This window comes from Stenotrophomonas maltophilia group sp. msm4, assembly GCF_032025605.1.
In the GTDB taxonomy this organism is placed as follows: Bacteria; Pseudomonadota; Gammaproteobacteria; order Xanthomonadales; family Xanthomonadaceae; genus Stenotrophomonas; species Stenotrophomonas sepilia.
The window spans coordinates 1,623,794-1,636,330 of record NZ_JAVSKK010000001.1 but is presented as its reverse complement, the minus strand read 5'-3'; the positions used below and the strand labels follow the sequence as shown (position 1 = coordinate 1,636,330).

Sequence of the window (12,537 nt, the reverse complement as noted above, 5' to 3'; positions counted from 1 at the left end):
TGCCTTACAGGATGAGCCACGACGCAGTCGCCCCCATCGCCGGCCAAGGAAAGATGCCGCGCCAGATTCCGTACATCATCGGCAATGAGGCCTGCGAACGGTTCAGTTTCTACGGGATGCGCAACATCCTGGTGCAGTTCCTGATCACCTCGCTGCTGCTGCAGGAAATCACTGCGGAAGGCCGTGCCGGTGAAGCCAAGGACATCATGCACAGCTTCATGATCGGCGTGTATTTCTTCCCGCTGCTCGGTGGCTGGCTGGCCGACAGGTTCTTCGGCAAGTACCACACGATCCTCTGGTTCAGCCTGGTCTACTGCGCCGGCCACCTGTGCCTGGCGCTGTTCGAGAACAGCCGCGAGGGCTTCTTCCTCGGCCTGGGCCTGATCGCGCTGGGTGCCGGTGGCATCAAGCCGCTGGTGGCCTCGTTCATGGGCGACCAGTTCGACCAGAGCAACAAGCACCTGGCCAAGATCGTCTTCGACGCCTTCTACTGGATCATCAACTTCGGCTCGCTGTTCGCCTCGCTGCTGATCCCGCTGGCACTGAAGAACTGGGGGCCGCAGTGGGCGTTCGGTATCCCGGGCATCCTGATGTTCATTGCTACCTTCGTGTTCTGGCTGGGCCGCAAGCGCTACGTGCTGGTGCCGCTGCCGCCGAAGGATCCGCATTCGTTCGCCAACGTGGTGCGTACCGCGCTGACCACGCGCGTGGCCGGCCAGGGCCGTCCGGGCCTGGTGATCGCCGTGCTCGGCCTGGCGCTGGCGGCGGCCTCGTTCGGCCTGGTCGGCTCGCTGGGCATCGTGATCTGCCTGTGCCTGGCGCTGGTGGCCATCCTCGCCGGCATCGGTGGCGGCACTTGGTTGCAGCTGGACCGCGCCCGTGGCCAGCATCCGGCCGAAGCCGTGGAAGGCGTGCGCTCGGTGCTGCGCGTGCTGGTGATCTTCGCGCTGACCACGCCGTTCTTCTCGCTGTTCGACCAGAAGGCCTCGACCTGGGTCCTGCAGGGCCAGCAGATGCAGATGCCGAGCTGGTTCACCGCCTCGCAGATGCAGGCGCTGAACCCGCTGCTGGTGATGATCCTGATTCCGTTCAACAACCTGGTGCTGTACCCGGCCCTGCGCCGCTTCGGCTTTGAGCCGACCGCGCTGCGCCGCATGACCGCCGGCATCGCCTTCAGCGGCCTGGCCTGGATCGTGGTCGGCGGCATCCAGGTGGTGATGGACGGCGGCAACGCCATGTCGATCTTCTGGCAGATGCTGCCGTATGCGCTGCTGACCTTCGGTGAGGTGCTGGTCTCGGCCACCGGCCTGGAGTTCGCCTACAGCCAGGCGCCACAGGCGATGAAGGGTGTGGTGATGAGCTTCTGGAACCTGACCACCACCATCGGCAACCTGTGGGTGCTGCTGTCGAACGCTGCCGTGCGCAACGATGCCGTGACCCACAGGATTGCCAGTACGGGCCTGAGCGAAGCGGCGTTCCTGATGTTCTTCTTCGCCGGTTTCGCCTTCGTCGCGGCGTTGGCCTTCGGTTGGTACGCGAAACGCTATCGTATGGTCGACAACTACCGTAGCGCCTGAGCCTGACATGACCCCCGTCAATCTGCTGTTGATCGCCATCACCGCCATCCTGTCGTGGATGGCGTTCAACAACCGCAAGCTGGCCGATCGCCTGATCCTGTGGCCGCCGGCCGTCGACCGCCATCGCCAGTACGACCGGCTGGTGACCTATGGCTTCATCCACGCCGACTGGTCGCACCTGATCTTCAACATGATCACCCTGTTCTTCTTCGGGGGATTCATCGAGAGCGTGATGGTGCAGCTGACCGGCAGCTACCTGACCTACCCGGCGTTCTACATCGGCGCGCTGCTGGTCTCGATCCTGCCCAGCTACCTGAAGAACCAGAAGAACCCGAACTACCTCAGCCTGGGGGCATCCGGTGCGGTGTCGGCGGTGCTGTTCGCCTTCATCCTGATCAAGCCGTGGTCGATCATCCTGGTGTTCTTCATCCCGGCACCGGCGATCATCTATGCCGCGTTCTACGTCGGCTACAGCATCTGGATGGACAAGCGCGGCGGCGACCGCATCAACCACAGCGCGCACCTGGCAGGTGCGGCGTTCGGCGTGATCTTCATGCTGGCCATGCAGCCGAGCATCTTCAACCACTTCCTGCGCGAACTCTCCAACCCGACCTTCCGCCTGGGCGGCTGAAGCGTGCCGGGGTCGGATCCTGTGGATCCGGCCCCGGCGTATCCGGTTTCAGGCCTGGGTCGTGTGGCCGTAGGTATCCAGCAGGCGGGCGAATACTTCCTCGCCGATGCGCTGGAAATCCTGATCCTCGGTCTGCCCTTCCACCGCCAGTTGCAGCAGGCCCTCCAGCAGGGCGCGGTCGGTATCGGAATGGGAATCGCTGGCGTGCATGGGAGCCTCCACGGTGGTGCGCATGATCAACGGTCGCAAGGGTCGTGCCAGCCTGGCCGTACCCCGCCATAGGCGATAGCGGCCGGCGACCCTCCAGCTTGAGGGCGAAAACTGACGTGAATGGACTGGACTTGCCCCTGTTCAGGCTTCACGCGATCATGGCGCCCGGCTGCGCACCATCCACGCAGTCGCCGCAGGAGACAGTTCCATGGCTTCGGTCACGCCCCCCGGTCTGGCCTACGAGGTCGAACACGACCTGGCCAACCACCGCTTCACCGCCCGTGTGCGAGGACAGCTGGCGGTGCTGGACTACCAGATCAAGCGCAAGCGCATGGTGATCACCCACACCGAGGTGCCCGAGCCGATCGCCGGCCGTGGCATCGCCGGTGAGCTGACCCGCGTGGCACTGCGTTTCGCCCGCGAGCAGAAGTACAAGGTGGTGCCGGCATGTTCCTACGCCGAGGCTTTCCTGCAGCGGCACGAGGAGTACCACGACCTGCTCGTTGGCTGAGTGCCAGCGGGCCACGCTTCAGCCATGGCAGGCGATGATGTACAAACATGAACAGGGGATCCCGATGAAGATTGGAGACAACCGGCCACTGCACGTCAGCGTGCTGGCCGGCGTGGTGGGCGTGCTGTTGCTGGCCGGTTGCCAGCGTGAAAGCGAGCCGACGCCGGTGACCGACGCGGCACCCGCCGCCGAAGCCACCGCCGCCGGCGAGACGCCAGCCACGGAAGCGCCGCTGGACCTGCGCGACGTGATCGAAAACAACGAGCGTGAGGTGGTGGGCATCAGCTACCCGGCGGGTATCGACCGCTACCCCGGCCTGGCGCGCGCGCTGCAGAGCTATGCCACCAGCGCACGCAGCGACCTGCAGCAGGCGCTGGACGGGCTGGGCAACGACAAGCCGACCATGCCCTACGAGCTGTCGCTGAGCTTCGAGAAGCTGCTGGAAACGCCGCAGCTGGTGGTGGTCAGTGCTGATGGCAGCCGCTATACCGGTGGCGCCCATGGCGAACCGCTGGTGGCGCGCTTCGTGTGGCTGCCGCAGCAGCAGCAGATGCTCAGCGCCGACAAGCTGGTGGCCGATGCCAAGGGCTGGAAAGTGATCAGTGAGTTCGTCGCCGACCAGCTGCGCGAACGCGTGGCCACGCGGCTCAGCGGCGAGGACATGGACCCGGCCCAACTGCAGGAATCGCTGCGCAACGCATCGCGCATGATCGCCGACGGTACTGGCCCGCAGGCCGACAATTTCAGCCAGTTCCAGCCACTGACCGACGACAAGGGGCAGATCACCGCGCTGCGCTTTGTTTTCCCTCCGTACCAGGTGGGTCCATACTCGGACGGCACCCAGACCGCCGATGTACCGGCGGCGGTGCTGTTGCCGCACGTGGCCAAGGACTACGTGGAGCTGTTCGCACGCGGTTGACCGCAGTCGAGGAGGTGACGTGGATACAGGGTTGCAGGAGCGGGTCGCCGGCCTGCTCCACGAAGCCGGGGTCCGCATCGGCGGTACCCAGCCTCAGGACATCCAGGTGCATGACCCGCGCTTCTTCGCGCGGGTCATGGGCCAAGGCTCGCTCGGCCTGGGCGAGAGCTACATGGAAGGGTGGTGGGATGCGAACGTCCTGGATGAATTCCTCGCCCACCTGATGCAGGCGCACCTGGATGAACGGGTGCACGGCTGGCGCGAAGTGGCCGATGCGCTGAAGGCGCGCCTGTTCAACCTGCAGGCGGGGCAGGGCAGCTACGAGGTCGGGCGCCGTCATTACGACCTGGGCAACGATCTCTACCAGGCCATGCTCGGCCAGCGCCTGGTCTACAGCTGCGGCTATTGGCGCAACGCCGATGATCTCGACGCCGCACAGGAAGCCAAGCTCGACCTGGTCTGCCGAAAGCTGGGCCTGCGCCCGGGCCAGCGCGTGCTGGACATTGGCTGCGGTTGGGGCGAAGCGCTGAAGTTCGCCGCTGAGCGCTACGGTGTGAGTGGCGTCGGCGTGACGATTTCGCAGGAGCAGGCCGAGTTCGCGCGGAACCTGTGCGCGGGCCTGCCGATCGAGATCCGATTGCAGGACTACCGCGAGCTGGACGAACCGTTCGATGCGATTTTCTCGATCGGCATGTTCGAGCACGTCGGTGACAAGAACTACGCGGGCTTTTTCGAGGTGGCCAAGCGTTGCCTGTCGCCGCGCGGCCTGCTGCTGTTGCACACCATCGGCACCAACATCTCCCGGCATCGCACCGATCCGTGGATCGCGCGCTACATCTTTCCCAACTCAATGCTGCCGTCGGCGGCGCAGATCACCCGGGCGTTCGAAGGCCGTTTCGTGCTGGAAGACTGGCACAACTTCGGCACCGACTACGACCTGACCCTGCAGGCATGGCGGCGCAACGTGGAAGCAGCGTGGCCGCGGCTGGATGCGCACTACGACGAGCACTTCCGGCGAATGTGGCGCTTCTACCTGGCCGGGTCGATGGCCACCTTCCGCTGCCGGCATGCGCAGCTGTGGCAGCTGGTGCTGTCGCCGGAAGGCGTGCCGGGCGGGTACGTGGCGCCGCGATGAAGCCAGCGCGGGGTCGGAGACCCCGGGGTCAGATCCCTTTTCACAGAAAAGGGCTCTGACCCCAACCACAACAAAAAAACCGCCCGGTCTCCCGGGCGGTTTTCGTTTCACGCTAGCGCGCAGGCGATCAGTTGCCGGCGCCGGTCAGGCCACGCTTTTCCAGCAGCGGTTCGATCTGCGGCTCGTGGCCGGCGAAATCGCGGAACAGCTGCATCGCGTCGACGCTGCCGCCCTTGGACAGCAGGGTGGCACGGAAGTGGTCGCCGTTCTTGCGGCTCAGGCCGCCATTGTCCTTGAACCACTTCTGGGTGTTGGCATCAAGCACTTCCGACCAGATGTAGGCGTAGTAGCCGGCCGAATAGCCGCCCATGATGTGACTGAAGTACGGGGTCCTGTAACGCGGCGGAACCGGAGCGTAGTAGATGCCGTCCTTCTCCAGTGCGGCGCGCTCGAAGGCCATCACGTCCTTGGCTGCCGGCACCTGGTCCGGGCCGATCTGGTGCCAGCGCTGATCCAGCATGGCCGCACCCAGGTACTCGGTGGTGGCGAAGCCCTGATTGAACTTGGCCGCCGCCAGCACCTTGTCCAGCAGCGCCTGCGGCATCGCCGAACCGTTCTGGTAGTGCTTGGCGTAGTTCTTCAGGATGACCGGGTTGTCAGCCCACATCTCGTTGACCTGAGAGGGGAACTCGACGAAGTCACGCGGCACCGAGGTGCCCGAGAAGTACGGGTACTTCACGTTGGAGAACATGCCGTGCAGGGCGTGGCCGAACTCGTGGAAGGTGGTGTTCACCTCATCCCAGGTCAGCAGGGTCGGCTGGCCGGCCGGCGGCTTCGGGATGTTCAGGTGGTTGGCGACCACCGGCTTGAAGCCGGTCAGCTTGGACTGCGAGACGTAGGAGTTCATCCACGCACCACCGCGCTTGGAGGCGCGTGCATACGGGTCGAAGATGAAGATCGCCAGCTGGCTGCCGTCGGCATCGAACACGTCGTAGACGGTGACGTCTTCGTGATAGACCGGCAGGTCGGTGCGCTGCTTGAAGGTCAGGCCGAATTCCAGGTTGGCGGCATGGAACACGCCGTTCTCCAGCACGTTCTTCATTTCGAAGTACGGCTTCAGCTGCGACTCGTCGAAGTTGTACTTGGCCTGGCGCACCTTCTCGCTGTAGAAGGCCCAGTCCCACGGTTCCAGCTTGAACGTCGGCTTGCCGGCCGCCTTCTGTTCCTGGTCGATCATCGCCTGCAGGTCGGCAGCTTCGCGCTTGGCGTTGGCCACGGCGGCCGGAGCCAGCTTGCCCAGCATCGCGTTGACCGCTTCGGGGGTCTTCGCGGTCTGGTTGGTCAGGTTGTAGGCCGCGAAGTTCGGGAAGCCCATCAGCTTGGCCTTGTCGGCACGCAGCTGCATGATGCGCGAGACCAGCGCGGTGTTGTCGAACTCACCGCCACGGCTGCCACGGCTGACCGACGCTTCGTAGATCTTCTGGCGCAGGGCGCGGTTGGCCAGGTTGGTCAGCGGCGGCTGGCCGGTGGTGTTGAGCAGGGTGATCACGTACTTGCCGTCCTGGCCGCGGGCCTTGGCAGCTTCGGCGGCGGCGGCGATCTGCTCCTTGGACAGGCCGTCCAGCTCCTTGACGTCGTCGACGGTGATCGCCGAAGCGTTCACTTCCGACTGCACGTTCTGGCTGAACTTGGTACCCAGGTTGGCCAGCTCGGCGTTCATCTCCTTCAGCTTGGCCTTGTCGGCTTCGGACAGCTTGGCACCGGCGCGCACGTAGTTGTCGTAGTACTTCTCGACCAGGCGTACGCCTTCGGCGTCCAGGCCCAGCTGGCCGCGGGTGTCGTACAGCGCCTGGATGCGGGCGAACAGCTTGCCGTTCAGCGCGATCGCATCGCTGTGCGCGGCGAACTTCGCCGAGTAGTCGGCCTGCAGCTTCTTGCGGGTGTCATTGGTATCGGCACCGACCAGGCTGAAGAACACGGTGGTCGCACGGTCGAGGATGTCACCGCTCTTTTCCAGGGCGATGATGGTGTTGTCGAAGGTCGGCTTGGCCTTGTTGTTGGCGATGGCCTCCACTTCCTTCAGCTGCTGCGCCATGCCGGCGTCGAAGGCCGGGGCGAAGTCGCTGTCCTTGATCCTGTCGAACTGCGGATAATGCAGGGGCAGCGGGCTTTCGGCAAAGAACGGATTGGCCTGCTGGGCATGGGTGCTGGCAGCCGGGGTGACGGCGCCGGCCGAGAAGGCGGGCAGGGCAAGGCCGAGGGACATGGCCACGGCAAGGGCAAGGCGGGTGGTCAAGGCAGGAACTCCGGTAAGGCAAACAAGGGCCCGAGGGTAACCCGGCCGGCGGCGCCCGCACTTGTGTCAAAAGGCATGTTGCCGGCTCCGGGCGCGGGTACCATGCATTCACCGCCCACGGCCCGCCCTCATGACCAGCGCCTACGATTTCAGCTTCCGTGACCTCGACGGCCAGCCGCAGGCGCTGGCCCGTTATCAGGGCCACCCGTTGCTGCTGGTGAACGTTGCCAGCCGCTGTGGGTTCACCCCGCAGTACACCGGGCTGGAACAGCTGTGGCAGGACTACCGCGAACGCGGCCTGGTGGTGATCGGCTTCCCGTGCAACCAGTTCGGTGCGCAGGAGCCGGGGGACGCGGCGCAGATCCGGCAGTTCTGTTCGCTGGACTATCCGGTCAGCTTTCCGCTGTCGGAGAAGATCGAGGTCAACGGCGAGGGCGCTGATCCGTTGTGGGCCTGGATGACGCACGAAAAGCGTGGCCTGCTCGGCAGTGCCCGCATCAAGTGGAATTTCAGCAAGTTCCTGGTCGATCGCCAGGGGCAGGTGGTGTCGCGGCATGCGCCCACCACCCGGCCGGAGCAGTTGCGCAGCGCGATCGAAGCGCTGCTGTAGAGCCAAGCCCACGCTCGGCTGCTTTTCCGGCTGACTCCGAGAGCGCGCGCCGCGCGCAAGCCGAGCGCGGGCTCGGCTCTACAGATGCGATGGGTTATTTCTCGACGAACGCGCGTTCGAACACGTAGTGGCCCGGTTGGCCGATGCGCGGCGAAACCTGGAAACCCCGGGCATCGAGCACGGTGCGAAGGTCGGCCAGCATCTGCGGGCTGCCGCAGATCATCGCGCGGTCGTTTTCCGGGCTCAGTTCCGGCAGGCCGAGGGTGCGCTGCATCTCGCCGCTCTCCATCAGCTGGGTCAGGCGGCCCTGGTTGGCGAACGGCTCGCGGGTGACGGCCGGGTAGTACAGCAGCTTGTCGCCGATCATTTCGCCGAGGAACTCGTGCTCACGCAGTTCCTTCTCGAAGTAATCGCGATAGGCCAGGTCCTTCTCGTAGCGCACGCCGTGGCAGAGGATCACCTTCTCGAAGCGCTCGTAGGTTTCCGGGTCCTTGATGACCGACAGCCACGGCGCCAGGCCGGTGCCGGTGCCCAGCAGGTACAGGTTCCTGCCGGGATGCAGGTCGCTGATCAGCAGGGTGCCGGTGGGCTTCTTGCCGACCAGTACCTTGTCGCCCGGCTTGATGTGCTGCAGGCGCGAGGTCAGCGGGCCGTCCTGCACCTTGATGCTGAAGAACTCCAGTTGTTCTTCCCAGTTGGCACTGGCAATGGAATAGGCGCGCAGCAGCGGTCGCGCCTCGGTTTCCAGGCCGATCATCACGAACTGGCCGTTCTCGAAGCGGAAACCGCTGTCGCGGGTGGTGGTGAAGCTGAAGTAGGCATCGGTCCAGTGACGGACCTCAAGCACCGTTTCGGCGCCGAAAGCGGAGGACATGGGCGTATCTATCGAAAGTCGTCGGGGGTGATTCTATCTCAAATGAGACAAGTTCTCATTGGGCGGAACGAGAGGCGTTCTCAGCGGTAACCCGCCGCCTGCAGCTCGAACAGCTCGGCATAGCGGCCGCCCTGCGCCATCAGCTGCGCATGGGTGCCGCTGGCCTCGATCCGGCCATCGGCCAGCACCAGGATGCGGTCGGCCATGCGTACCGAGGAAAAACGGTGGGAAATCAGTACTGCGGTGCGATTATCCGCCAGTTCCCTGAACCGCTGGAACACCTCGAACTCACTGCGGGCATCCAGCGCTGCCGTTGGCTCATCCAGGATCATCACCTGCGCATTGCGCATCCATGCGCGGGCAATGGCGATCTTCTGCCATTGGCCACCGGATAGGTCCACGCCCTGCTTGAAGCGGCGGCCGATCTGCTGGTCGTAGCCGCCGGGCAGGTCGTCGATGACTTCCTCGGCCATGCCGCGTCGCGCCGCGTCAGCGATGCGTGCCTGGTCGTCCATCGCCTCGACCTGGCCGACGCCGATGTTCTCGCCGGCGCTGAGGTTGTAGCGCACGAAGTCCTGGAAGATCACCCCGAGGTTGGCGCGCAGGTCATCCAGGTCGTAATCGCGCAGGTCGCGGCCGTCGAGCAGGATGCGGCCTTCGTCCGGTTCGTACAGCCGCGCCAGCAGCTTCACCAGGGTGGTCTTGCCGGCGCCGTTCTCGCCGACCAGGGCCAGCACTTCGCCGGCGTGCAGCTGGAAATCCAGATGGCGCACCGCCCACTGTTCGGCATCGGGGTAGCGGAAGCCGACGTTCTCGAATACGAAGCCCTGGCGGATCGGTTGCGGCACGCGCACGGCCCCATCGCGCGAGTGGATTTCCGGCTGGATCTGGAAGAAAGAGAACAGGTCATCCAGGTACAGCGCCTGGCTGGCCACCTGCGAGAAGCCGATCAGCAGGCCTTCCAGCAGCTGGCGCAGGCGCAGGAAGCTGCCGGCGAGGAAGGTCAGGTCGCCGATCGAGAAGTCCCCGCGCACCGTGCGCCATGCGATGTAGGCGTAGGCGGTGTAATACCCCAGCGTGCCCAGCGCAGCCAGCAGCGTGCCCCAGAACGCGCGGCGCCGTGCCAGGGCGCGGTTGGCCTGGAACAATGCCACCGACAGGCGCCGGTAGCGCTCCACCAGGAAGCGGTGCAGGTTGTAGATCTTCACTTCCTTGGCCGTTTCCACGCTGGCGCCCAGCTGGCGCAGGTAGTCGAGCTGGCGGCGCTCGGGCGTCCACTGGAAGTTGAGGCTGTAGCCGGCCGCGTTGAAGTGCGATTCGCCGATGAAGGCCGGCACCAGTGCCAGCGCCAGCAGCAGGATCAGCCACGGCGCGTAGACCAGCAGGCCGACGGCGAGGCTGGCCACGGTGATCGCGTCCTGCGCCTGGCCGAACAGCTGGCTCATCAGGTTCATCCGGCCCATGGTCTGGCGCCGCGCACGGTCCAGCTTGTCCTGCAGGTCCGGGTCTTCGAAATCCTCCAGGTCCAGCGTCGCGGCGTGTTCCATCAGGCGGATGCTGGTGGCGTTGGCGAACAGTTCGGAAAGCAGAGCGTCGGCGTAGCTGACCAGCCGGCCGAGCAGGTCCGAGGCGATGGCCAGGCCGAATTCCAGTGCCAGCAGGCCCAGCAGTGGATTGAGCAGGCCGCTGGACAGCGCCTCGCCCAGCGGCGGGTAGCCGGCATCGTGCTGGCTCAGGTGCAGGGCGCTGTCGATGATCAACTTGCCGACGTACAGCATCGCCACCGGCAGCAGGGCACGGATCAGGCGCAGCCCCAGGCTGGCCAGGGTCAGCGCCGGACTGGTCTTCCAGACCATGCGCAGGAAAGGGGGCAGATTGCGCATCGCCCTGAAGCGCTGGCGCAGGCTGGGTTTCTTCGCGGCGGCAGCGCCAGCGGTGGGGGAAGCAGGCATGCGCGTATTGTGCGCGCCTGATACGTGCAGATGGGGTCAGTGCAGCCGTGTGGCCGGCACCGGGGGCAGATCCCTTTGCCACACAAAGGGATCTGACCCTCCCGTATCCATGCACGGCGTGGATCGACCGTGTCGACCACGGTCGACACCTACCAGCAGCTCCAGTGAACTATCGAAGGCGGGGTGGGTCAGGTCGCAGGGGCGTGAGCCGCATGGATGCGGCGACCGAGCTTACATGGACGTACTTGCAGCGTCCCCTGCGACCTGATCCACCCCGCCAACCCACAGTAGCGCCGGCTTTTGATATTGCTCTGGTTGTTGCCTCTGCGGGTGCCGGGCGGCAGCCCGGCCAGCCCCCCGTTACGGCAGCGGCGGCAGCAGCCCCGCACCCAGCCGGTTCCAGGCATTGATCACCGCAATGCCCATGCTCAGGTCACTGATGCCCTTCTCATCGAAGTGCGGCGCCAATGCATCGAACGTCGCCTGCGACGGCGCACCGTCGGTCAGCCGGGTCAGCGCCTCGGCCCAGCCCAGCGCCGCACGTTCGCGCGCATCGAAGAAGCGGCTTTCGTGCCAGGCGGGCAGGGTGTCCAGCTTGCGCGGCTCGATGCCGCCCTTGCGCAGCGCCGTGCCGTGCATGTCCATGCAGTAGCCGCAGCCGTTGAGCTGCGACGCGCGCAGGAACACCAGTTCCATCAGGGTCGGATCAATCGAGCTGTCATGCACCGCCTGGCTGGTGGCCAGCAGGCCCTTGAAGGCCTCGGCGGCCAGGCGGGTGTAGGGGACGCGGGGGGAGGTGTGATCGGACATCGTGGGCTCCACGGCGGCCACGATGGCCGCCTTCATCACAAGGACGCCGCAGCGTTGCGGCGCGTGACAACCTTCGGCAATTTTTCTGGATTCAACACGCTGTACACGTTGGCGATGCGGCCATCGACCACTTCGATGGTGGTGACCGAGTGCAGGCGGTCGCCCTGGAAGCGCAGGATCGCCGGTTCGCCGTTGACGTAGCCCAGCTGCGCCGGATGCACCGCGCCGCGGCGGGCGATGGCCCAGAACAGGCGGCCGATGCGCTCGGCGCCCAGCAGCGGGCGGATCGCGGCGGTAACCACGCCGCCACCGTCGGAGACCAGTTGCGCGTTGGCGTGCAGCAGGGCCTGGATCGCCTCGCTGTCGCCGCGCTGCGAGGCATCCATGAAGCGCGCCAGCAGCTGCCGGTGCTGGCTGGCGTCGGCGTTGAAGCGCGGCCGCCCGGCCTGCAACCGCTGCCGGGCGCGATGCACCAGTTGCCGGCAGTTGGCTTCGCTGTGCCCGATCAGGTCGGCGATTTCGCGGTAGTCGTGGTCAAAGGCCTCCTTCAGCAGGAACGCGGCGCGTTCCTCGGGGCCGAGCTGTTCGAGCAGGGTCAGGAAGGCGACCGAGACGTCGTTGGCCAGCGCATGCAGTTGGGCCGGTCCGGGTGCCGGGTCGGGCTCCAGGGTGACCGCCAGCGGTTCAGCCAGCCACGGGCCAACATAGTGCACGCGCTCGCGCCTGGCCGCTCGCAGCCGGTCCAGGCCGAGCCGGGTGGTGGTGGTGACCAGCCAGGCCTCTGCATCGCGGACGCCGGCAGGATCGGCGCCGGACCAGCGCAGCCAGGCGTCCTGGACCACGTCTTCGGCGTCGGCGCGGCTGCCGAGCAGGCGATAGGCCAGCGCCATCAGGCGCGGGCGGTGGGTCTGGAAAACGGTTTCGGCGTTCATGTGGGCAAGGACGCCGCAGTGGCGCGTGGCGTGACAGAGCGTCGGGGGAATCTTGCCGGCCAGCGGCCAGCACGACCACC

12 protein-coding genes are annotated in these 12,537 nt (G+C 65.8%); 6 read left to right on the top strand and 6 right to left on the bottom strand.

Annotated features, from left to right (window positions below):
- Positions 1-11 precede the first annotated feature (11 nt).
- Together ROV93_RS07730 and ROV93_RS07725 are read left to right on the top strand one after the other, a co-directional pair.
- Positions 12-1,577 (top strand): oligopeptide:H+ symporter, encoded by a 1,566-nt coding sequence (locus tag ROV93_RS07730; RefSeq protein ID WP_061477998.1) that lies wholly within the window; start codon positions 12-14, stop codon positions 1,575-1,577.
- A 7-nt stretch (positions 1,578-1,584) separates the two neighbouring features.
- Positions 1,585-2,208, top strand: coding sequence for a rhomboid family intramembrane serine protease (locus tag ROV93_RS07725; protein ID WP_005417591.1), 624 nt, complete (start codon positions 1,585-1,587; stop codon positions 2,206-2,208).
- 48 nt (positions 2,209-2,256) lie between these two features.
- Here ROV93_RS07725 and ROV93_RS07720 read toward each other — a convergent pair whose 3' ends face one another.
- Entirely contained in the window at positions 2,257-2,418 is a 162-nt protein-coding gene (locus ROV93_RS07720; protein WP_162911592.1) for a hypothetical protein, read from the bottom strand.
- A 208-nt stretch (positions 2,419-2,626) separates the two neighbouring features.
- Here ROV93_RS07720 and ROV93_RS07715 point away from each other — a divergent pair, with 208 nt between their 5' ends.
- The 3 genes from ROV93_RS07715 to cfa are packed head-to-tail and all read left to right on the top strand — an operon-like array spanning position 2,627 to position 4,983.
- A complete protein-coding gene (locus ROV93_RS07715; RefSeq protein ID WP_005417588.1) occupies positions 2,627-2,929 on the top strand; it encodes a GNAT family N-acetyltransferase in 303 nt (100 codons plus the stop codon).
- Positions 2,930-2,966: 37 nt separating this feature from the next.
- The gene (locus tag ROV93_RS07710) at positions 2,967-3,848 is read left to right on the top strand and encodes a DUF3298 and DUF4163 domain-containing protein (protein ID WP_072168360.1); all 882 of its coding nucleotides are present in this window, start codon (positions 2,967-2,969) and stop codon (positions 3,846-3,848) included.
- 19 nt (positions 3,849-3,867) lie between these two features.
- The gene (gene cfa, locus ROV93_RS07705; protein ID WP_072168359.1) at positions 3,868-4,983 is read left to right on the top strand and encodes a cyclopropane fatty acyl phospholipid synthase; all 1,116 of its coding nucleotides are present in this window, start codon (positions 3,868-3,870) and stop codon (positions 4,981-4,983) included.
- Between the two features lie 127 nt (positions 4,984-5,110).
- Here the strand turns inward: cfa and ROV93_RS07700 are convergent, their stop codons facing one another.
- Positions 5,111-7,279 carry a M3 family metallopeptidase gene (locus tag ROV93_RS07700; protein WP_072168358.1) on the bottom strand — a complete coding sequence of 723 codons (2,169 nt, stop codon included), beginning with the start codon at positions 7,277-7,279 and terminating at the stop codon, positions 5,111-5,113.
- 130 nt (positions 7,280-7,409) lie between these two features.
- On the opposite strand from ROV93_RS07700, the gene ROV93_RS07695 reads away from it, so the two are divergent.
- Positions 7,410-7,889 carry a glutathione peroxidase gene (locus tag ROV93_RS07695; RefSeq protein WP_053497833.1) on the top strand — a complete coding sequence of 160 codons (480 nt, stop codon included), beginning with the start codon at positions 7,410-7,412 and terminating at the stop codon, positions 7,887-7,889.
- 94 nt (positions 7,890-7,983) lie between these two features.
- Here ROV93_RS07695 and ROV93_RS07690 read toward each other — a convergent pair whose 3' ends face one another.
- From ROV93_RS07690 to ROV93_RS07675, 4 genes are all read right to left on the bottom strand, one after another.
- Positions 7,984-8,763 carry a ferredoxin--NADP reductase gene (locus ROV93_RS07690; protein ID WP_049439380.1) on the bottom strand — a complete coding sequence of 260 codons (780 nt, stop codon included), beginning with the start codon at positions 8,761-8,763 and terminating at the stop codon, positions 7,984-7,986.
- Between the two features lie 80 nt (positions 8,764-8,843).
- Complete coding sequence (locus ROV93_RS07685) at positions 8,844-10,715, bottom strand: ABC transporter ATP-binding protein (RefSeq protein WP_072168357.1); 1,872 nt, start codon at positions 10,713-10,715, stop codon at positions 8,844-8,846.
- Positions 10,716-11,075: 360 nt separating this feature from the next.
- A complete protein-coding gene (locus ROV93_RS07680) occupies positions 11,076-11,525 on the bottom strand; it encodes a carboxymuconolactone decarboxylase family protein (RefSeq protein WP_072168415.1) in 450 nt (149 codons plus the stop codon).
- Positions 11,526-11,560: 35 nt separating this feature from the next.
- Positions 11,561-12,457, bottom strand: a complete 897-nt coding sequence (locus ROV93_RS07675; protein ID WP_072168356.1) for an RNA polymerase sigma-70 factor — start codon at positions 12,455-12,457, stop codon at positions 11,561-11,563.
- Positions 12,458-12,537 lie beyond the last annotated feature (80 nt).